This is a genomic window from Alicyclobacillus macrosporangiidus CPP55 (assembly GCF_000702485.1).
Classification (GTDB): domain Bacteria; phylum Bacillota; class Bacilli; order Alicyclobacillales; family Alicyclobacillaceae; genus Alicyclobacillus_H; species Alicyclobacillus_H macrosporangiidus_B.
Genome location: NZ_JNIL01000001.1, coordinates 1,628,178 through 1,649,283, shown reverse-complemented (window position 1 = coordinate 1,649,283; position 21,106 = coordinate 1,628,178). Strand labels below are relative to the sequence as shown.

Here is a 21,106-nt window from a genome sequence, read left to right as displayed (position 1 = left end):
TGGGAGCGAAGGGATCAGGGATCCAGCGGATCGAACAGAGGTTTGAGAAAAGCGTCGCGGTGGTTGAGAAAGTCCCGCAGGATCCGCACGTGCTCCAGGTCGTCGTACGCGGCTGGGCTCGGGGGCACGGTGTCGAAGTTGAGGATGCACGCCCCTGGGTAGGCCATGAGGATGGGGGAGTGTGTGGCGATGATGAATTGGGCGCCGGATGTGACCGCGTCGTGGAACATCCGGAGCAGGGACAGTTGTTTCAGCGGCGAAAGTGGGGTCTCCGGCTCGTCGAGCAGGTACAGGCCGCCCGGTTGGAGGCGAGCCTGGAAGAGGTCGAGAAAGCTCTCTCCGTGCGATCTCGTCTCCAGCCCTTCTCCGTACTTCTCTCGCATCGCCGCCAGGGATCCCTCCATGGGCATCTTCCCGAGGGATACCGCAAGTCCCCGCCCGGCGTACCGCCGTTCCATCTCGGCCGCGCCCTGCGCCAGATCGCGGCGCAGGGACTGCATCCGCCGCACGTAACCCAGGAAGTCCTCCGCCCTCAGGAAAAACCCCCGCCGCGTGCGCTTGCTCCAGACCAACCGCATCGCGTCCGCCAGCCTGCGAGCGGGCTGAAGGTCGGGATCCATCTCGACGGTGTCCGCCCCGACGGTGATGGATCCAACGGCCGCCGCGATGGCCTCCAGTATGGTCGACTTCCCGCTGCCGTTCTCACCGACGAACAGAGTCACCGGCGCGGTGAATGTCAAGGTGCCCAGGTGGCGCACCACAGGCAGGGAGAAGGGGTACGTGGAGGCAGGCAATTCGGATTTGAGCTCCACGGATCGGAGCAGGATGGTCATGGCGGCGTCCCTCCTTGAAGGAACGGTGAAGATGGGATGGTGGGATGTGGGTGCGCAGAAGGTGCGCGATGGCTTGCACCGAAGGTGTGCGACGGCTTGCCCGGCGGGTGCGCGGCCGCGATTGAAAACGATTCGGTGTTATTGGGCCGGGGCGACGGCACGATAAACGACGTTTTGACGTAATCCAGGCCCACGTCGGACGAATAAGGTGGCGAATTGAATTTATCAGCGCTGGCGCTGTCCCCGGTTCACCGCGTTAAATACTAAACGGTTGCTATGAACGCCCAGGCCTGTCCGCATAAAGCCAAATCTGATGTTCTCTGCAGACGATCCCGGTCGATTCAGCACAAATCGTACATTACCACCTGGACGGTGGTTCCAGCAGGCCCCCATTTCACCCATTTACAACCCATTCATAACCCATGAACCCCCCATTGACAACCCATTTTTATTTCGGATGACCCGGTGCCCCCACCCGTGTATGGGCCCCTTGTTGAAGATGCCTCTGTTCCGAAGCGCACAAACCTGATCCGTGAGTGAATTGTAGGGGAAAGTCACAGGGATCTTCCACAACCGACAGCTTTCGACAACGGAATTGTCGTATGATATGGAAGTAGAGAAAAAGATCCATGTGCCAGTCGGGATGACGAGGTACGTTGTGGTGCAGGGAAAGGGGAGTCACACGATGGCGACGAAAGTGTTCTATTTCTTTTGCCAGTCGTGCGGGGGAGATACGGCGAGTTACGAGCACACCGCGGTGTGCCCGTACTGCCGCGCAGGCCGACAGGACTTCCAACTCGTGGGTACCGCGAGCGACGCCGGGGAACGGGCCGAACTGCAGTCCCGTGTCGCCGAGCTGCGCGCGCAGTGGATCAACCAAAACCGGGGGCAACCTTTGGGAGAGGGCCGCCCCAGGAAGCGTTGGGGAAGGCGCTGATGTCCGACCCGGTGGCACCGGCTCCATCGGTGGCATCCATCCGGCATCTTAGCCGGCGTCTTAGCTGGCATTTTAGCCGGCACTAGCCGAAGACGCGCCGCCACAGGCTGCGCTTGGGCCGAGCGGGAGCCAGCTCCCGGACGGGTTCATCCTCCCACATGGCGTTCGCGTTCAGCATCAACGTTTCGGCCACCGCGTCGCCGGCGTGGGCCGAGATCGCCTCGTAGGCCGGCAGCAGGCCCGGTGGCCTGACCGCGGGATCGTGCGCGTCCGAAGCGATGACGGTCACTCGGCCCTCCTCGAGCATTCGCCACGCCAATCGCTGCCCCGGGTGGCCGTCGTGGGGTCCGGCTTCGAAACACTGGGCTGTCACCTGGAACAGGAGGCCGCGAGCCGCCAACTCGTCCAGCCGTTCGGGATGCTTCTGCAGCTCCAGGTTGCGCTCTGGATGGGCCATGATCGGCTGGTACCCGCGCACCACCAACTCGTGAACCAACTCCAGGGCGCGGGCGGAGACGTGATCGCTTCGGAATTCACACAGGACATAATGCGAATCCCCCAGTGCCGGAACTTCGCCCATGCGCAAGAGGTCCGCCAGCGACGCGGTCATACGCAGCTCCGTGCCAAATGCCAGGGCCGGCATGGCGTCCCGGGTCAGACCCTCTGTGAGGCCATGGTAGGCCGCCCGGAGGCCGTCCAGGCTGTTGTCGAAATGGGGGCTGAGCAGGTGTGACGTACAGAACACCCTATCTGTCCCACTTTCTTGAAACGCCGCCAACAGCTTCTGCGCCGCCTCCAGGTCATCCGGGCCGTCGTCGACGCCCGGGAGCACATGGGCGTGAATGTCCGTGATGAGGGCCATCTCGTTCACCTTTCCGTCCAAATCTGCCGCGACTGATCTTGCGACTGATCCTACCATATATATCGCGTGTCTGTGGCGAGATTCCTTCAATCACAAGGCTACGAGAAGACATGGCTTCGAATCATTGGACATCCTCTCCTCATCGCCGTCCTGCTGCAGAAAAAGGACGGAGGCCCGCGATGCGCTTCCGCCCTCGGTCTGCTATCATGGGGCTGTCGGCCTGCGTTCCGGATGTCGTCACAGGGCGCAGCGCCGCCGTCAACCTGTCCGGGAGTGGAACGCTATGCACAAACAGACCAACCGAGTGGCCGTCACCATCGCCATGATGGTCGCCACCTTGCTCACCGCCCTCGATGTCACCGTCGTCGGCACCGCGATGCCCCGCATCGTCGCCGATCTCGGCGGGCTCAACCTCATCAGCTGGGTGTTCGCGGTGTACACCCTGACCACGTCGGTCACGACTCCCATCTACGGGAAGTTGGCCGACCTGTTTGGCCGGCGCATTGTCTTCACCGTCGGCGTGATCCTGTTCCTGGCCGGCTCAGCCCTCTCCGGCCTCGCGCAGTCCATGACCCAGCTCATCTGGTTCCGCGCCTTTCAGGGGGTTGGCGCCGGCGCCGTGATGCCCATAACCTTCACCATCATCGGCGATCTGTTCCCCGGCGAACAGCGTGCCAAGATGCAGGGCCTGTTCAGTTCCATCTGGGGGATCGCCGGCCTGATCGGCCCGTTGGTCGGGGGCTTCTTTGTCGACCAGGTCTCCTGGCGCTGGATCTTCTACATCAATGTTCCGGTCGGCATCGTGTCGATCGCGCTCGTGTGGCTGTTCCTTCACGAGACGTTCCACCGCCAGAAGCAACCGCGCATCGACTACGCCGGCGCCGTGCTGTTTACCATCGGCATGTCCGCCCTCCTGTACGCGCTGCTCAACGGCGGCACGAAGTACGCCTGGACGTCCGCGACGCTGATGGTCCTGTTTGCGATCGCGCTGGTCTGCCTGGCCGCCTTCCTCTTCGTGGAGGCCCGGGCGCCCGAGCCCATGCTGCCGCTTAAGCTCTTCGGCATGCGCGTCATCGCCGTGTCGAACTTGATCGGCTTTTTCACCGCCTGCGTCCTCATCGGCATCAGCGCCTATCTGCCCATGTGGATCCAGGGGATCCTCGGGTTCAGCGCCACCAACTCCGGTATCACCCTGCTGCCCATGTCGTTGGCGTGGCCGGTGGGATCGACCGTCGCCGGGCGGGTGATGTACAAGATCGGATCGAAGACCACCGCCGTCGCCGGCGCCGTCTCCATCCTGTGCGGGACGCTGGTCCTCGTCGCCGCAGGCCTGTCGACGCCGGCCTGGGTGTTCACCTGCGTGATGATCCTGGTCGGCCTCGGCATGGGGCTCGTGACCACGCCGACGACGGTGCTGATTCAGTCGGCGGTAGGGTGGAATCTGCGCGGCGCGGCCACGGCTTCGAACACGTTCATGCGATCCCTTGGCCAGACGGTGGGCGTCGCCATCTTCGGCACGTACTTGAACCACGCGCTCGCCGCCTATGCGTCCGCGCACATCCCGCCCGCCTACCGGGCCCAGGCGACCAATGTCAACCGGCTGCTCAACGCGGACGCCCTGGCGCACCTGCCCGGGCAGGTGGTGCAGATGATGCACGCATTTCTCGAGAATGGCCTTCACGCGGTGTTCACCCTGGTCGTCGCTGCGGCCGTCATCTCCCTGGCGGCCACGCTGCTGATGCCCTCCCATCGCTCCGTGATGGCCCAGCAGCGCCAGGTAATGGAACATTGAAGGGGGTCCATCGCCGAGACGTTGTATCCACGCGTGCCGGCGACACGCCGCGCGGATGGCGGCGTGGTTGGATCGGAGGGAGGCCCGCTCGGGCTAACCCGGATCCGAGCGGGCCCCCTCGAGCTTTATCGTTCCGTGATGTCGGCCACCAGCTTGTCGATGATGTCGGCGTCCTCCAGGCCCGTTTTATCCCCGCGCACCTCTCCGTCGCGCAGGATCTCGCGCAGCATCCGACGGATGATCTTGCCCGAGCGGGTCTTCGGCATCGCGTCGACGAAATACACCTGGTGTGGCCGGGCGAACGATCCGATGTTCCGAACCACCTGTTCCTTGAGCGACGCCTCCAGCTCCGGCCCGGCTTCGTATCCGCGATCCAGCGTGACGAAGACCACCGGGACTTGCCCGCGCACCTCGTCGGGCTGCCCGACGACGGCCGCCTCCACCACCGCCGGATGCTGGATCAAGGCGCTCTCCATCTCCATGGTGCTGATTCGGTGCCCGGAGACGTTGATGACATCGTCCACCCGGCCCAGCACCCAGTAGTGCCCGTCCGCGTCGCGCACCGCGCTGTCTCCAGTGAAGTAGACCCCCGGCATCTGCGAGAAGTAGCTGTTCACATATCGAGCCCGGTCCCCGTACACATCTCGCGCCAGGGTCGGGAACACGTTGCGGATCACCAGGTATCCCGGGACGCCGTCCGGGACGGGGTTGCCCGCGGGATCGACCACGTCGACGGCGTGACCGAAGAACGGCACCCCGCAGGATCCCGGTTTCATGTCGATGGCGCCGGGCAGCGACGCCAGCGGGGTCCCTCCGGTCTCCGTCTGTCCCCAGGTGTTGTTGATGACCGCGCGTCCGCCGCCGACCACCCGGTGCAGCCAGTGCCACGCCTCCGGGTTGAGCGGTTCCCCGACGGATGCCATCAGCTCGAGGCTCGAGAGGTCAAACCGGCGGGCCACCTCTTCGCCGTGCTTCATCAGCATCCGGTAGGCGGTCGGGGCGGAGAAAAGCTTGTTGACCCGGTAGCGTTCGATGACTTCGTAGAGGCGGCCGGGATGCGGGTGATCGAGTGCGCCCTCGTACAGGACCGTGGTGACGCCGCACGCCAGGCCCCCGACCAGGACGAAGATGTGCGACGTCAGCCAGCCGATGTCGGCCGTGTTCCAGTACACGTCCTCCGGGCTCAGGTCCAGCTGGTACTTAGTGTACGCGTACGTGCCGAGCAGGAACCCGCCGCCCGCGTGGACGATGCCCTTCGGCTTGCCGCTGGTGCCGCTGGTGAAGATGAGGAGGCCAGGGGCGTTGCACTCCAGGCGGGCCGGTGCGTGCACCCGGGGCGCCGCGGCCATCAGTTCGTCGTAGTCCAGGTCGCGGCCCGGCGTCATCGGCGTCTCAAGGTCCGGCACGCGCCTGAAGACCACCACGTGCTCCACCCCGGAGACGCCTTCCACTGCGCGATCGACCGTCTCCTTGAGTCGCAGCACCTTCCCTCTGCGGTAACTGCCGTTCGCGCACACGACGGCCTTGGCGCCCGAGCTGACGATCCGCTCGCGAAGCGCCTCCGGGGAGAAGCCCGCAAACACGGTGTTGTACACGATCCCGGTGCGCAGACACGCCAACAGCACGACAAACGTCTCTGCCAGGTTCTGCATGTAAACGCTTACGACATCGCCCGGCCGAAGCCCGAGGGAGGTGAGGACGTTCGCACACTTCTGCACTTCGTCGTGCAGTTGCCGATAGGTGAGGGCCTTGCGATCCCCGTTCTCCCCCTCGAAGAAGATCGCCACTTTGTTGGCGGAGAGGGGGTGGGTGGCCCAGCGATCGACGCAGTTTTCGCACACGTTCAGGAAGCTGCCTGGGAAGAACGCGAAGTCCGGCATGTCTCCGGCGATCACGGTCTCTCCTCGCTCCTGCCACTGCAACTCGTCTGCAATGTGGTTCCAGAACTGCTCCGGCGTTTCGATGGACTGCCGGTACAGCCTTTGGTACGCCTCGGGGCTCGACACGTACGATTTGCCGCGGTACGCCGCCGGTGGCGGCATCCGCCTGGCCTGCGCAATCATCTGAAGTGTGTTTTCGGCGGTCAACATCCATCCCTCCCTGAGTGGAACGGTGCAACACCCCAATGCCACGCGAACAGAGAATGATATACAGAATCATCTGTATCTTTCATTGTAACACAAGGTTCGCGTGTGCGGCGGTATTCCAGATGTCCCGGCGGAATTGCATCGTTCCTTCAAGGAGGGAATGGGCTGTGTGCTGGCGGCGTCAGGGATTCGTGGCCATGTCCAGGCCCAAATCGAGCCGCTCTTCGATGGCAGCGATTTTCTGCCCGTGCCGGTCGATGCGACGCTCGCAGATGGACAGTCGGCCCTCGAACGCATGGTAATCCGTTTGATAGGGCTGGAGGATTCGATGGATTTCGTTGACCTCCTGCAGAAGTGGCGCCAGCTTGTTGTCGACTTGTTGCAGGATGTCCCTGGCGAATCGTGCAAGCATGTCTTGGATCTCCAAGCGGAACTCGGCGAAGCGAGCGTCCATCTTTTGATCGAGTCGCCGCTCCATCTCGGCGAAACGGGCGTCCATCTTCTCGTCGAGTCGCCGCTCCATTTCAGCGAAACGGGCGTCCATCTTCTCGTCGAGTCGCCGTTCCATCTCGGCGAAGCGAGCGTCCATCTTCTCGTCGAGTCGTCGCTCCATCTCGGCGAAGCGGGCGTCCATCTTGTCGTCGATGCGCCGCTCCATCTCGGCGAAGCGAGCGTCCATCTTTTCGTCGAGTCGTCGCTCCATTTCAGCGAACTGCAGGCTCATGCCCTGAATCAGCCGCTGTTCCATACCGACCAGGAAATCGCGCAACTCGGCATCCATCGTGCGTACTCACCCCCCTCTTTGACCGGAATGGCGCACGCCGGCATCCGTTCGCATGGCTCCTTCGTGACACTATTACTCTACCATCCCTGCGGTGTCCGCGCCATCATGTACAGGAGATATCCTGAGCTTCCTGATCAGGGTCGAGCCGAAACCCTGCTTTGGCTCCCCGCCCGGTCATTCGAACCTGCTGCTGGTTCACCGGTACGCCCGGCTGGACCGCCAGCCACCGTGATTTCGATCCCGCCACCACCTGGTTCCCGTACACGCTTCGATGACCCACCACGAGATAAGCGGCCAGCGCTGCGGTGCACGTGTACACGCCAGCAGGGGCCCCGAACCATTCGAATCCCATGGCGATCGCGGTGAGCGGGGTGTTTGACGCGGACGCGAGGACCGCCATCGCCCCCATCGCCGCACCGAGCGCAGGACTGATATGAAACAGGTGCCCCAAGGTGTCACCGACCGCGGCGCCGATGACCAATTGGGGTGTGGCGATCCCGCCGTAGAATCCGGAACCCAGCGTGATTGACACGAACAGCAGTTTCCAGAAGAAATCCAGGGATCCCACCACGTCCCCTTGCAGCGCCCGATCCATCAATGGAAGGCTCAACCCGAGCGCGTCGTTGGGCAATACCAGGCTGAGCAATGCGAGGAGTGCCCCGCCCGCCAGCGGCAGGACGGGAGGCCAGAGAGACCACAGGCGTTGCAACCGCAGGAAGGCTGTGGACATAGATTCGCAGGACGTGATAAAAAGCCACGCAATGAGGCCGCACAACAGGCCGAAGACGATCCCCTCGGCCCACAGGTCCCCGTGCAGACCCATCCCGGTGAGGATGGGGTGGGCCGTATATGATATCCCCAGGGAACGGCTCACCTGATACGACGTCACGCTGGCCACTAGGGTCGGGAAGAGGGCGTCGTACTGCAGCTGCCCCATGGTCATCATCTCCGTCCCGTAGACCGCGCCCGCCACCGGTGTCCCAAAGACGCTGGTGAAAGCCGCGCCCACGGCGCACCGGACAAGCTGGCGGCATCTCTCGGAATCCAAACGCAATGCCTGCGCCAGCGCTGAGGCCAGGGTGGCCGCGATGTGCACGCAGGGCCCCTCGCGGCCGGCGGAACCACCGCAGGCCAGGGTGACGATCGCCGCAACGGGCTTGATGAGTACGGTGTGCAATGGCATCCAACCGGACCGCTGGTGGACCGCTGCCACCACGTCATCCCCTGGCGCGGCGCCGCGCCGGTAGCCGTAGTAGAGTAACACGCCATTGACCAGCCCGGCCACCGGCAGAAGGGGCGGGCGCATCCAAGGGGGAAGCGCGGCCACCTGTGCGATGGACCACGACAGCGTCAGAAGAAAGGCGCTGGACGCCGTACCCACCATCGCCCCGACCATGGCCCCAGCGGCCAGTCCCCGGATGAGCGCGGCGCACATGATGATCGGTTCTCTGCAGCGGATGTTCCCGGTCAAGGAGACCCCCCCATGAGAAAAGATACCACTGCTTGGGAGAGACGTTCACCCCGCGGGACTCACTTGCGGCTTTTGCACAGGCTCCCGGGGGTCAACGCAATTTTTGAGTGCCGTGTGACAACAATCGACAGACTTTTCAATCTACTTGATCTATGCTGCCCTTGTCGTCCATCTGTCCATATCGGAAGGAGGTCCCGCGATGGCCATTCCCGTGGAAAAGTTGAAGTGGATGTACGAGACGATGGTCAAAATTCGCATCTACGAGGAGACGATGGTGAGCGTGTACGCGGAGGGCAAAACGCCCGTGTTCAACATCGGGGCCGGCCCGGTGCCGGGCGAGATGCATCTGGCCGCCGGGCAGGAGCCGGTGGCGGCCGGGGTGTGCGCCCACCTGCGGCCGGATGACACGGTCACCGCGCCGCACCGGCCCCACCACCACGCCATCGCCAAAGGGGTGGATCTGCGCCGCATGACGGCGGAGATCTTCGGCAAGGAGACGGGCCTGGGGAAAGGCAAGGGCGGGCACATGCACCTGTTCGATCCCGCCGTCAAATTCTCCTGCGGTGGCATCATCGCGGCCGGGGTGCCGCACGCGGTCGGGGCCGCCCTGGCGGCGAAGATGCAGGGCAAGGACGCCGTGGCCGTGGCGTTCATCGGCGAGGGCGCGGCCAACGCCGGCGCCTTCCACGAAGCCCTCAACCTGGCCGCCCTCTGGAAGTTGCCTGTCGTGGTGGTGATCGAGGACAACCGCTACGGCATCTCCGTTCCGAAGGAGGCGTCCACCGCGGTGGCGTCGAACGCCGACCGTGGAAGCGCTTACGGAATCCCGGCGGTCTTCGTCAAAGACAACGACGTGCTCGCCACCTATGAGGCCGCCGGGGAAGCCGTGGCGCGGGCGCGGCGTGGCGAGGGACCGAGTCTCGTCGAGATCGAGACGTACCGGTACCTGGGCCATTTCCAGGGCGATCCGGAGGTCTACCGGGACAAAGGAGAGGTGCCTGCCCTGCGGGATCGCGATCCGATCCTCCGCCTGCGCCAACACCTGCTTCAGCAGGGCCTGGTGTCGGAGGCGGACTTGGCGGACCTGGAGGCCCGGGCTCGCGCGGCGGTCGAGGACGCGTACCAGTTCGCGCGCGAGAGCGCGTATCCGCGGCCGGAGGCGGCGCTGGAGGACCTGTTCGAGCCCGCGCCGGCTGACGTGCAGTTGGCGCAGTGACGGCAATCCGGGGAGAGGAGAGGAATGGGATGAGCATCGGGACGAAGCGGATGCTGACCGGAAACAAGGCCATGGCGGAAGCCATCCGGCAGGAGATGGAGCGGGATCCGAACGTGTTCGTGATGGGGGAGGACGTCGGGGTTTACGGGGGCATCTTCGGATCGACGGAAGGGTTGTTTGAACGCTTCGGGCCGGAGCGGGTGCGCGATACGCCCATCTCGGAGACGGGATTCATCGGCGCGGCCATCGGGGCCGCGGCGGAGGGCATGCGGCCCGTCGTCGAGTTGATGTTCGTCGATTTCTTCGGCGTGTGCATGGATCAGATCTACAACCACATGGCGAAGATCCACTACATGTCGGGCGGCTCGGTCAAGCTGCCGATGGTGCTGATGACTGCCGTCGGCGGGGGCTACAACGACGCGGCGCAGCACTCGCAGACCCTGTACGCCACCTTCGCCCACGTCCCGGGCCTCAAGGTGGTCGCTCCTTCCACTCCGTACGATCTCAAGGGCATGATGATCTCCGCCATCCGTGACGACAATCCGGTGCTGTTCATGTTCCACAAGGCCCTGCAGGGATTGGGTTGGATGGATCCGCTGGACGCCGCCATCGGTCCGGTGCCGGAGGAACCATACACGGTCCCTCTGGACAAGGCCAAGGTGGTCCGGGAGGGCAGCGACGTGACCATCGTCGGCATCCAGATGATGACCCACGCGGCATTGGCGGCGGCGGAGCGGCTGGCGACAGACGGCGTTGAGGCGGAGGTCATTGACCTGCGATCCCTCGCGCCCCTCGACAAAACCACTATCCTCGAATCGGTGCGCAAGACGCACCGCCTCTTGGTGGTGGATGAGGATTACCTCTCCTATGGGATGACCGCCGAGGTGGCGGCGGTGGTGGCGGAGGAGGCGCTCTACGATTTGGATGCGCCGATTCGCCGCTTGGCCGTGCCGGACGTGCCGATCCCGTACAGCCGGCCGCTGGAACAATTCGTGCTGCCGAATGCGGGCAAGGTCTACGAGGCGGCCAAGCAGCTCGTCGCGCGCTGATCGGGCGGGTCTGTGCAGGCACTCCGCGGGGAAGTGCGATCGAACACGCGCGCCGGCGTCGCAGGCAGGCACGCAAGAGACGCGCGGGGGACAAGGAGGAGACCACATGAAGGAAGTGCGGATGCCTCAGACCACCGACGAACCGCTGGAAAGCCTGGTGGTGTTTTGGTACAAGTCGGAGGGCGAGTGGATCGACGAGGGCGAGGCGCTGCTGGAGGTGCAGACGGAGAAAGCCACCTATGACGTGCCCGCTCCTGCGTCTGGCTTCGTCCGGGACATCCGCGTGCGACGCGGGGAGGCGGCCCCGGTGGGGGCGGTGCTGGCGTATATCGACGCAGGCGCGGCCGAGCGGGGAGGAGCGGATCGTGTGCCCGCAGGTGCGGCCAACACGGTGGACATGCCTACGGGCACAGATTCGGGGGGCTCCACTGCGCTGGGCACCGGTGCGGTGAGCCCTGCCGCGGCTGCTCCTTCGTCTCCCGGCTCCTTCGTTCAGGCGCCGCCGCGCATGCGGCGACTGGCTGCGGAACTCGGGGTCGATCTCGCCGCCATCCAAGGCACCGGCCCGAACGGCCGCATCACGGAAGAGGACGTGCGCCGGGCGGCGGAGTCGGGCGATGGGCCCGACAGGTCCACCGGGATGGTTGCCGGAGATACGGTCCTGCCCCTGACGCCCACACGCCGGACCATCGCGCGGCGCATGACAGAGAGCCTGCAACAGTCGGCCCAGCTCACATTGACCGCTTGGGCGGATGTGACGGATCTCGCCGGCCAGCGGGATCGACTGGCCCCCGGCATCGGGTGGAACACGTGGGTGATGCGCGCGGCAGTGCTGGCTCTACGGGAGCACCCGGATGTCAACGTGTCGTGGAGCGAGGCGGGGATCGTACGCCATGCGCAGATCCACCTGGGGATGGCGGTGGATACCCCCGCTGGGCTGGTCGTACCGGTGATCCGCGAGGCAGACCAGCATTCCCTATCCGGCCTGCAGGAGACGGCGGAGACCTTGGTGGAGGCAGCCCGATCCGGACGGCTGACCTTCGCCCAGATGTCTGGTGGCACCTTTACGGTGAGCAATCTCGGACCCTTCGGGATCGCATTCTTCACGCCGATCCTCAACCCGCCGGAAAGCGCCATCCTCGGGGTGGGGCGGGCGGAGCAGCACGTGGTGCTGGTCAATGGAGCGGTTCAGGCCGCTTGGCGGCTGCCGCTGAGTCTGACGATTGATCACCGGGTGATCGACGGTGCGCCCGCGGCCCGCTTCCTGCAGACCGTGTGCCGGTTGCTGGCGGAGCCGGAGGGATTGTTGTGATCCGGTCGGACAGGCCGGGCGGTGTCGGCCGAGTGGAGGCCGGGGTGTAGGCGGGGCGGGGGTGGGCCGTGGTTCAGCCGGGCGGGCAGGCTGTTAGCAACCGAATCGCATCTATGCAGGGGGCTTCGTAGGACAATAAAAACAGATGATTCTTTAAGTCTCGTTCCGCGTGGGAGATAGCAACGGATTTGTATTCAGGCGAGGGAAACCGCGACCGATTCAGCCGTAAACCGACGAGGTAGAAATGGATCTGCGTTTAAACTGGGGCCCCTCACCTGCAATGACAACTGATTTGCATCAAATCCGATGCCCACACGGGACGATAACATCCATATGATTGTTAAGCCTGTGTGCCGCCCCTGCCGAATGCGTGAAATGGCCTCCGAAGACACGGCGATCCCCGCGCAGCGGGGCTCCGCTCATGCGCCGGGCCGCCTTTCCCCCGCTGCGCCGCTCGCTTGTACCGGATACAGCCCCTCGCCCCGGCGCAGCCGGCGGACTCCGTCCTCGCACACGCCGTAGCCGAGCCACGGGCAGGTGCTGCAGAGGCGAGGGATGTCCCCCGGGATAAAGGCCGTCGCCAACCGATCTTCCAGCGTGCGCCACGGCAGTCGATCCCCCGGCTTCAATCCCATCCTCTCCAACACCGCCGTGTCCCGCTCGTGCACGGTTTGCTCCTCGCAGTGGTAGGGCTGGTCATCGGGAAAGTGCCGGCACAGATCGTCCGGCCCCGCCACCAGTTCCACCTGGGTCTCTGGATGCATGCGCAACGTCGAGTGCAGTCGCGTCATGTTTTCCGTGTACTCCGCCGAGTAGCCCATTCCCCGGTAGCCGAGCAGGCACAACAGGTGATGGCCGCGTAAGCGAAACAAGTCTGCCGCCCCCTTCTCCCGTGTCAACGTCAATATAACAGGTTCCGGCCCGCAGTCCCACTCCTCATTCGGGTGATCGGGCGATCTTTACGATGTGTTAATAAATATAACAAAAAATACATTGATTCATCGGATCTGCATGATTTACAATCTAATTGTGTAATGTTTTATGACAAATGCGCATTACCGAGCTTTGCAACAGTGCAATACGGAGGGAAGCCGCATGGAACAGACCCATGTGTTCGAGCGTGTCACTTTGCTGCGGGACGACCTTGTCCGGTGGCCAGCCGTCCTGAGTGAACTGAAATCCATGGTGGAGACGTCGAAAATTCGCATTGTGGATATCAGGCGGGAGGACGATCGCTTGACGATTGTGTACCGGAAGTTGTGAAACGAAGGTCGCTATGCGCTGAACGTCCACTGCACGCTCCCTCGGTCGGCTCGACACCTTGTGATTTGGCGCACATCGGTGCGCCAATTTTTCTGTCTCTATTGCTTCTTCCGAGAAGGATTTGATATGATTCGTGTAACTGAGTTACATCACAAGCCCTAAAGGGTGAAAGAGGTATCCCACTTGAAGGAATCCATACGCACGGAGGCAGCACCCCAGCCCTTCGGACCGTACTCGCAGGCCGTCAAGGCAGGGAATCGCATTTACGTGTCTGGACAGCGACCCATCGATGTGAAGACGGGGGAGATGCCCGCTGATATTGCGGGACAGGCTCGACAGGTGCTGAAGAACGTCCAAGCCATTTTACAGGCAGCTGGCGCCACGCTGGACGACGTCGTCAAGGTGAACGTCTACTTGGCGGACCTGAATGATTTTGCCGCCTTCAATTCGGTGTATGCGGAGTTCTTTCACGAGCCCTATCCCGCCCGCACGACCATTGGGGCGGCTCTGCGCGGCATTCTGGTGGAGGTCGACGTGATTGCGGAACTGACCTGAGGTCGTACTGAATGACGGAGGAGGGACAGATCTGGCAACGCACTTCTTCCAGACTGGAGCGATTGTATGCGCTTAATCGTCGGAATGACCGGTGCCACGGGAGCCATTCTGGGGATTCGCACACTCGAGGTCATGCGCGAGTTGGGAATCGAAACCCACCTGATCCTCAGCAAATGGGCGGAGGCGACGATTCACCTCGAGACCGACTGGTCCCTGGCGGACGTGAAGCGATTGGCTTCCCGTGTCTACGCGTCGACCGACCAGGCGGCCGCGGTGTCCAGTGGATCGTTTCCGGTGGACGGTATGGTCGTTGTGCCGTGCAGCATGAAGACGCTTGCAAGTATTCGCATCGGATTTGCTGACAATCTGATCACGCGGGCGGCCGATGTCACCTTAAAGGAGCGGCGCAGGCTTGTGCTGGTTCCGCGGGAGACGCCGCTGAGTGCCATCCATCTTGAGAACATGCTGCGGCTGGCGGAGTTAGGTGTGTCCATCGTGCCCCCCATGCCGGCGTTCTACACCCGGCCCGCGAGTGTCGATGACTTGGTCGATCACACGGTCGCGCGGGTGCTGGACCAGTTTGGCATCCAGACGCAGCTGACCAAACGGTGGAAAGTGGAAGAAGCGCCGGAGTGACCGTGCGGAGGAGGGGTTGAGATGTGGGTGTCCATCCCGGTTCGGGATGAGGAGATGGACTGGATCCAGCGTCTGCACGAGCCGTGGCGACTCTCCAAGGACGGCTTGTACCGAAGGTCTCAAGTGGAGTTGGCGTTGGTGACCGACTCGTCCTGGCGGCGGTGGGGATTGCCTCAACCGGAGGCGCCCATCCTCACGCTCGGCGCGGTAGATTCGCGGGCGTTGGAGGACGTTCTGCAGCGGGGGGCGCAGGTCGTTCAACCGATTCAGCGTCAGCCCTGGGGGGCAGAGGTCGGATTCGTGCGATTTCCCTCTGGACTCTTGGTGGAGATCTCGAGCACGACGGGAGGGAACGGTCATGGCGCCAAGTGAGGGAGGTTCTCGGGCGAAAATCGGCACGCACCAGCCCCGTGAGGTCGGTGCGATGCCGGAGGTCGATTTGGCCATCGTCGATGGATGGCGACGAATTCCCGGCCTGTCTTCCAGCATATCTGACATTCTCGACGAGTTGGGATACGCGACGGCCGTCGCGGCGACCCATCTGCCAAGCCGACTGCCTGGGCGCTGTGTGGTGGGCCGGGCGGTGACCGTACGCTACCTGCCAGAACGTCGGTCGCGAGAGCATGCGGAGGATGGATTGATCCACAAGTCCGCGATGGCGATCGCAGCTCAAGGAGACGTGTTGGTGGTGGAAGGCGACGGGGTCGGGCTATGGTCCGTATTCGGCGGCTTGGCGGCACACCGTGCGGTTGCGTGTGGGATCGCCGGGGTGGTCGTGGATGGTGCCGTGCGCGACCTGGATCAGATCTCCGCTCTTCAACTGCCGGTCTGGTCACGCGGGGTGACATCCGTTACGGGCCGTGGCCGGTTGGAGGGGGTCGGTATCAACGTGCCGATTCGAGTGGCGGGTGTCCAGGTACGGCCGGGCGACGTCGTAGTGGCGGATGACAGCGGTGTCTGTTTCGTGCCGCCAGAGGTATTGGCCGAGGTCGGTCGGCGCCTGCGCGACCTGACCGACGAAGAGGCGAAGATCCTGCAATCCAGGTGACCGCTGCAGTGACGAACCTGGGACGCCCCCGCAGTGGACGGGGTCAGCTTACATGTGGATGGAGATGGTTGTTTGCTGGCGGTGACTCGCACGATGCAGTTGCTCGAGGCCCTCGTCGGTACTCCCGATGGCATGGGCGTGATGGAGTTGGCGACCGCGCTGGACATTCATAAGGCGGATGTCTCGCGGATCCTCTCCACGCTGGAGGATATGGGTTATGTGGTCCGCAACCTGGACACCGGACGGTACTCGGTGTCGTTCAAGTTCGTCGCCATGGCGCTCCGGTACAAAGATCACACCCAACTGGAAGACATCGTTCACCCGGTGCTGGTGGAACTCGTTCAGGAAATCGGCGAGAGCGTGCAGTTTGCGGTCGAACAGAACCGGCAATTGATATACGTCGACAAGGTGGAAGGCATCAAACCCCTGCGGGTCGCCTCGATGTTGGGGCAAATGGCCCCATTGCACGCGACGGCAGCCGGGAAAGTGTGGCTGGCGAGCTTGCCGGACGAGGAAGTCGCCGCGATGATGCGGGAGCGCGGCATGCCGGCCATCACGGAGCACACCATCACCACCCTGGACGGGTTGTTCAGGGAACTGGCGGTCGTCAGGCAGCAAGGATACGCAGTGTCCCGGGAGGAGGTCAATCCCACCGTGTTCGGCCTCGGCGCCCCGGTTCACGACCGGCGCGGCCAGGTGCGGGCTGCAGTCGTGGCGACCATTCCGATGTACGAAGCCACGGATGAACGCATCGAAGTGGTCAAGTCCGGAGTCCTGGGGGCGGCGTCGAAGTTGTCCGAGCGGCTGGCCCTGATCTGGTGAAGGAGGGATACCTGATGCGCATCATCGATCTGTCGCAGGAGATTTTCAGTGGTTCGCCCGTGTACCGGGGTCACCAACCGACGGTCGTGCACCGTTTGAAGTCGGTGGAAAAGCTGCCCGACGGGAAGTGGACGTTCGCCATCAACGGACTGTTCCTGTCGGACCACTGCGCGACCCACACCGATTCATTTCAACACATGGATCCGAGTCCGGATGCGAAAGCGATTCACGAGCTGCCGCTCGACATGTTCCACGGTTTGGCGGTCTGCCTGGACGTCAGCCACGCAGAACCGGGAGAGTTCATCACCGCCGACATGTTGGAGGAGGCGGCCCGGCGTGCCGGGGTGGACTTTTCGGGGGCCCATTCCCCGAAAGTGGTTCTGCTGTACACCGGGCACTACGTCCGCACCTTCCCCAAACCGGCGTATGGCAACAAGCACCCGGGATTGGACCGGAAAGCTGCCGAATGGTTGGCTGACCGCGGTGTGATCAACATCGGGATCGACTGTGCCAGTGTCGACGTGGAGCCCCACAAGGGGGACGAGTGGAAGCCGGCTCACTCGGTCTGCCGCGAGCGCGGGATTCTCAACACCGAGAATCTCGGGGACTTGCGCGAAGTGGCCGGGCGGCAGTTCTGGTACATGGGGTTGCCGCTGAAGATCGTCGGCGGGACCGCCGGGCCGATTCGCGCCGTCGCGATTCTACTGGATGAGGAGGACCTGGAGACATGCAGGTATCTAGCGAATTTGAAGTGAAATGCCCGCAGGAGCAAGTGTTCGAGTTCGTCAGCACGCCGGAGCGGCTGGCGAAGTGCATCCCGGGTTGCAGCCAGCTGACCGACCTGGGGGAAGGAAACTACGGCGCCATCCTGGAAGTCGAAGTGGCGTTCCTGAAACTGAAATTCGACGTGACGGTGCGCTTGACGGAGGTGAACGCGCCGTCCTCTCTGAAGGCCGTGGTGGACGGGAAACCGAAGGCGTTGGCCGGCAAGCTCTCCGGGACGGTTGACCTGACGGTCACTGCGGTAGACGAGCAGACCACCCGGATTCAGTACGTGCTGGACCAGACCATCACGGGGAAATTGGGGGGGATCGGCCAGTCCGTCTTCCGGGCGAAGTGTGAGGAGATGGGGAACCTGTTTGCCGAAAATCTGAAGGCGGCGCTGACGCACCCGCAGGAGGCGCTCTCATGAACGCATTTGAACTGATTCAGCCAGATACGTTGGAAGAAGCGTTGTCTTTGCTCAACACGGACGATCCGCTGGTCCGCCCGCTCGCGGGCGGGACGGCGTTGATGCTGATGATGAAATCCAAGCTGTACGCGCCGGAGCGGCTGGTGAGCCTGCAACGCTTGAAACCATCTTTGGACAAGGTGGAGGTGGACGAAGCGGGGAATCTGCACCTGGGACCGCTCGTCTCGCTGCGTGAACTGGAGCTCTCACCGGTGGTGGCGCGGTTCAGCCCGGTCATTCCGAAGGCGCTGCGCACGCTCTCGAACGTACGCGTCCGGAACGTGGCGACGTTGGGCGGCCACTTGGCCCACGGCGACCCACACATGGACCTGCCGCCCATCCTGCTGGCACTCGATGCGCATTTGCGCTTATCCAGCACGGCCGGGCAGCGGGACGTCCCGCTGGGGGAGTTTCTCACGGGCTACTACAGCACGGCGCTGGCGCCGGGCGAGCTCATCACCGAGGTGGTCGTGCCCTCGCTTCCGCAGGGCATGCGCGGGACGTACTTCAAGTTCACGGCACTGTCGGCGGACGATTGGCCGATGGCGGGCGTGGCGGCGTTCGTACGGCTTGAGGATGGGCAGATCGCCGACGCGCGCGTGGCGGTGAGCGCGGCTACAGAACGGCCGGTGCGTCTTCACGAGGTGGAATCGTTCCTTCGGGGGCAACGTCCGACGGACGAGGTGCTCCAACACGCGGGCGAACTGGCGGGAGCGCAGATTCATCCGTTGGCCGACATCCGAGGGTCGTCTGGATACAAACGGGAGATTGTCAAGGTGTGCGTGCGCCGTTCGCTGCAACAGGTTGCCCAGGGCGATCACAACGGGGATGGAGGGGTGACGCAATGAGCAAAGTGATGGAACCGGGAGTCCAGAGCGCGGTGCACAGCGGCCAGGTCGGCCGGCCGGTCAAGCGCCTGGAGAGCGCCGCAAAGGTCACCGGCCGTGCAGAATACATTCACAATCTGGAATTGCCCGGCATGCTGCATGCCAAGGTCGTGCGCAGCACGGTGGCGCATGCGCGCATCCGCGGGATCGACACGTCCGCAGCCAAGGCATTGCCCGGGGTGTACGACGTCATCACGGCCGAGGACATCCTGAAGGTCATCCCGGACCCCTATTACGGGCCCGCATTTCACGACCAGCCGATTCTCGCCATCGACAAGGTGCGTCACGTGGGTGAGCCGGTCGCGGTCGTGCTCGCGACCGACGTGCATGTGGCCGACCAGGCGACCGACTTGGTCGAAGTCGATTACGAGGAGCTCGAACCGGTGTTTCACGAGGTGGAAGCGTACAAGTCGCAGACCGCCATCGTGCACGACGTGATTCGTCCGGCCGGGACGTTCGCCGACTTGAAGTCGTTGCAACCCCGCACCAAGACCAATGTGGGGATGGAATACCACCTGCGCAGCGGGGACCTGGATGCTGCGTTCGCGAAAGCGGACTACGTGTTTGAACACACGTTCCGCAGCCAGCAGGTCAATCATCTGCCACTGGAGCCGACCGTCACCGTGGCCCAGCTCACCGACACCGGCAACCTGCTGATCCACACCTCGTCCCAGAGCCCGTCGTTCGTGCGGATCGAAGTGGCCCGGTTACTCGGGTGGCCAGAGAACAAGGTGCGCGTGCGCACGGCTTACCTCGGCGGCGGTTTCGGCGCCAAGCTGTACATCAAGCTGGAGGCGCTCGTCGCTGCGTTGGCACTGATCACACAGCGTCCGGTAAAGCTGAGCCTGACCATGGAGGAGCAGTTCTACACCATCACCCGCCACGCGGCCACGGTCACCATTCGCACAGGCGTCACGAAGGACGGGCGCATTGTCGCGCGCGACTGCAAGACCTGGTGGAATGGCGGTGCGTACGCGGACATTGGCCCGCGCGTGACCCAGAAGTCGGGCTTCACCGCGGCCGGTCCGTACGACATTGAGGCGGTGAGCCTCGACTCGTACGCGGTGTACACCAACCTGCCGCCCGCAGGGGCCCTGCGCGGGTTCGGAATTCCGCAGTTGGTCTGGGCGTATGAGAGCCAGGCGGACATCATCGCGCGCGAACTCGGGATCGATCCGCTGGAATTCCGCCGCAAAAACATCTTGCGAAACGGCCGGCCCCATGCCACCGGCACCATCATGCAGGACGCGGGTACCGTGGAGGTCCTCGAGGAGTTGGCCCGCAAGATGCGCTGGGATCAGCCGTTTGACCACGGGTCGGGCACCATCCGGCGGGGACGCGGCATCGCCATCGGCGTGAAGGCAGCGGTGTCGCCGACCACCTCCGTGGCGTTCGTCAACCTGTACAGCGACGGCAGCGTGGGGGTGTACTGCGGCACTGTCGACATGGGTCAGGGGTCTGACACCGCCATGGCACAGATCGCTGCGGACGTCCTGGGGCTGCGCGCGGAAGATGTCCGTATCATTCATCCAGACACCGAAGTGACCCCGTATGACATGGCGACCCTCGGCTCGCGCTCCACTTTCCACATGGGCAACGCGGTACGCCTGGCAGCGGAAGACGCGAAGCAGAAGATCGTCGCGATGTGTGCGGAGCAGACCGGCTTTGACCCGGCGGCGTTGGTGGTGCGGGACGGCGGTGTGGCGGCTCCGGACGGCTCGTTCTACACCTTTGGCGCGATCCTGGCCAAGCGGCACGGCATGCAGGCGGGGAATGTGCTCGGGGTCGGTACCTATTTCCCCTACTACGAAAAGCCGAATCCCGAGACAGGGATGTCCGAACACATCACGCCGTACTGGATGGTCGGCGGCACGGGTGTCGAGGTGGAGGTGGACACGGAAACCGGCAAGGTGCACATCACTCGCCTGGTGACGGTCGGGGACTGCGGCAAGGCCATCAATCCAGGCATCGTACGGCGGCAGCTATCGGGGGCTTCCTTCATGCAGATGGGCTTCACCCTGTTTGAGGAGATGGTCTTCGACGAGGGGCAGGTTGTGAACGCCAGCATGGCAGACTACAAGATCCCGGGATTCTGGGATCTGCCGGATATCAATGAGGTCAGCATCGTCGAAGTGCCGCACCGAAACGGGCCGTTCGGGGCCAAGGGCATCGGGGAGACCGGGTCGCTGGCGCTCTCCCCGGCGGTGGCCAACGCCATCTATGACGCCATCGGTGTTCGCATCTATGAGACGCCGCTCACGCCGGAAAAGGTCTTGAAGGCGCTGCGTGAGAAGCAAGGACAAGTATGGGAGGATGCGTGA

The 21,106-nt window shown here is 63.7% G+C and carries 21 protein-coding genes; 15 read left to right on the top strand and 6 right to left on the bottom strand.

The annotated features are described in order from the left end of the window. Positions 1–14: 14 nt before the first annotated feature. Positions 15–833 (bottom strand): AAA family ATPase, encoded by an 819-nt coding sequence (locus N687_RS0108290; protein WP_051663069.1) that lies wholly within the window; start codon positions 831–833, stop codon positions 15–17. Between the two features lie 685 nt (positions 834–1,518). Between N687_RS0108290 and N687_RS0108285 the strand changes: the two genes are divergently transcribed. Further along, on the top strand, positions 1,519–1,770 hold the full coding sequence (locus N687_RS0108285; protein ID WP_156040084.1) for a hypothetical protein: 252 nt from the start codon (positions 1,519–1,521) through the stop codon (positions 1,768–1,770). A gap of 82 nt (positions 1,771–1,852) precedes the next feature. Here the strand turns inward: N687_RS0108285 and N687_RS0108280 are convergent, their stop codons facing one another. Further along, a complete protein-coding gene (locus N687_RS0108280; protein ID WP_051663068.1) occupies positions 1,853–2,632 on the bottom strand; it encodes a tyrosine-protein phosphatase in 780 nt (259 codons plus the stop codon). Between the two features lie 283 nt (positions 2,633–2,915). Between N687_RS0108280 and N687_RS0108275 the strand changes: the two genes are divergently transcribed. Continuing rightward, on the top strand, positions 2,916–4,424 hold the full coding sequence (locus N687_RS0108275) for an MDR family MFS transporter (protein ID WP_029421410.1): 1,509 nt from the start codon (positions 2,916–2,918) through the stop codon (positions 4,422–4,424). 125 nt (positions 4,425–4,549) lie between these two features. On the opposite strand, the gene acs is transcribed toward N687_RS0108275, so the two are convergent. From acs to N687_RS0108260, 3 genes are all read right to left on the bottom strand, one after another. After that, positions 4,550–6,514 (bottom strand): acetate--CoA ligase, encoded by a 1,965-nt coding sequence (acs, locus tag N687_RS0108270; RefSeq protein WP_029421409.1) that lies wholly within the window; start codon positions 6,512–6,514, stop codon positions 4,550–4,552. 178 nt (positions 6,515–6,692) lie between these two features. Then, entirely contained in the window at positions 6,693–7,292 is a 600-nt protein-coding gene (locus tag N687_RS0108265; RefSeq protein ID WP_029421408.1) for a hypothetical protein, read from the bottom strand. 106 nt (positions 7,293–7,398) lie between these two features. Next, on the bottom strand, positions 7,399–8,766 hold the full coding sequence (locus N687_RS0108260; RefSeq protein ID WP_051663067.1) for a chloride channel protein: 1,368 nt from the start codon (positions 8,764–8,766) through the stop codon (positions 7,399–7,401). A 199-nt stretch (positions 8,767–8,965) separates the two neighbouring features. Between N687_RS0108260 and N687_RS0108255 the strand changes: the two genes are divergently transcribed. The 3 genes from N687_RS0108255 (at position 8,966) to N687_RS0108245 (ending at position 12,343) form a co-directional block, all read left to right on the top strand. Beyond that, positions 8,966–9,982 (top strand): thiamine pyrophosphate-dependent dehydrogenase E1 component subunit alpha, encoded by a 1,017-nt coding sequence (locus N687_RS0108255; protein ID WP_051663066.1) that lies wholly within the window; start codon positions 8,966–8,968, stop codon positions 9,980–9,982. A gap of 29 nt (positions 9,983–10,011) precedes the next feature. Further along, positions 10,012–11,031, top strand: a complete 1,020-nt coding sequence (locus N687_RS0108250) for an alpha-ketoacid dehydrogenase subunit beta (protein ID WP_029421405.1) — start codon at positions 10,012–10,014, stop codon at positions 11,029–11,031. A 106-nt stretch (positions 11,032–11,137) separates the two neighbouring features. Beyond that, positions 11,138–12,343 (top strand): dihydrolipoamide acetyltransferase family protein, encoded by a 1,206-nt coding sequence (locus N687_RS0108245; protein WP_029421404.1) that lies wholly within the window; start codon positions 11,138–11,140, stop codon positions 12,341–12,343. A gap of 419 nt (positions 12,344–12,762) precedes the next feature. Here N687_RS0108245 and N687_RS0108240 read toward each other — a convergent pair whose 3' ends face one another. Continuing rightward, positions 12,763–13,215, bottom strand: coding sequence for a DUF1284 domain-containing protein (locus tag N687_RS0108240; protein ID WP_029421403.1), 453 nt, complete (start codon positions 13,213–13,215; stop codon positions 12,763–12,765). A gap of 223 nt (positions 13,216–13,438) precedes the next feature. Here N687_RS0108240 and N687_RS23830 point away from each other — a divergent pair, with 223 nt between their 5' ends. From N687_RS23830 to N687_RS0108190, 10 genes are all read left to right on the top strand, one after another. Next, positions 13,439–13,606: a hypothetical protein gene (locus tag N687_RS23830; RefSeq protein WP_156040081.1), complete on the top strand. Its 168-nt coding sequence runs from the start codon at positions 13,439–13,441 to the stop codon at positions 13,604–13,606. 183 nt (positions 13,607–13,789) lie between these two features. Beyond that, positions 13,790–14,161, top strand: coding sequence for a RidA family protein (locus N687_RS0108230; protein ID WP_029421402.1), 372 nt, complete (start codon positions 13,790–13,792; stop codon positions 14,159–14,161). 66 nt (positions 14,162–14,227) lie between these two features. Next, on the top strand, positions 14,228–14,797 hold the full coding sequence (locus N687_RS0108225; protein WP_029421401.1) for a UbiX family flavin prenyltransferase: 570 nt from the start codon (positions 14,228–14,230) through the stop codon (positions 14,795–14,797). Between the two features lie 21 nt (positions 14,798–14,818). Continuing rightward, a complete protein-coding gene (locus N687_RS0108220) occupies positions 14,819–15,169 on the top strand; it encodes a hypothetical protein (protein ID WP_029421400.1) in 351 nt (116 codons plus the stop codon). Further along, positions 15,156–15,845: an RraA family protein gene (locus tag N687_RS20870; RefSeq protein ID WP_051663065.1), complete on the top strand. Its 690-nt coding sequence runs from the start codon at positions 15,156–15,158 to the stop codon at positions 15,843–15,845. Before N687_RS0108220 ends, N687_RS20870 begins: the two co-directional genes overlap by 14 nt. An 81-nt stretch (positions 15,846–15,926) precedes the next feature. Further along, positions 15,927–16,667 carry an IclR family transcriptional regulator gene (locus tag N687_RS0108210; RefSeq protein WP_231493591.1) on the top strand — a complete coding sequence of 247 codons (741 nt, stop codon included), beginning with the start codon at positions 15,927–15,929 and terminating at the stop codon, positions 16,665–16,667. Positions 16,668–16,681: 14 nt separating this feature from the next. Then, on the top strand, positions 16,682–17,422 hold the full coding sequence (locus N687_RS0108205) for a cyclase family protein (protein ID WP_051663064.1): 741 nt from the start codon (positions 16,682–16,684) through the stop codon (positions 17,420–17,422). Further along, the gene (locus N687_RS0108200) at positions 17,395–17,859 is read left to right on the top strand and encodes a CoxG family protein (RefSeq protein ID WP_081841243.1); all 465 of its coding nucleotides are present in this window, start codon (positions 17,395–17,397) and stop codon (positions 17,857–17,859) included. Before N687_RS0108205 ends, N687_RS0108200 begins: the two co-directional genes overlap by 28 nt. Then, complete coding sequence (locus tag N687_RS0108195) at positions 17,856–18,746, top strand: FAD binding domain-containing protein (RefSeq protein ID WP_029421395.1); 891 nt, start codon at positions 17,856–17,858, stop codon at positions 18,744–18,746. Before N687_RS0108200 ends, N687_RS0108195 begins: the two co-directional genes overlap by 4 nt. After that, positions 18,743–21,106, top strand: a complete 2,364-nt coding sequence (locus tag N687_RS0108190) for a xanthine dehydrogenase family protein molybdopterin-binding subunit (RefSeq protein WP_081841242.1) — start codon at positions 18,743–18,745, stop codon at positions 21,104–21,106. The genes N687_RS0108195 and N687_RS0108190 overlap by 4 nt, the downstream gene beginning before the upstream one ends.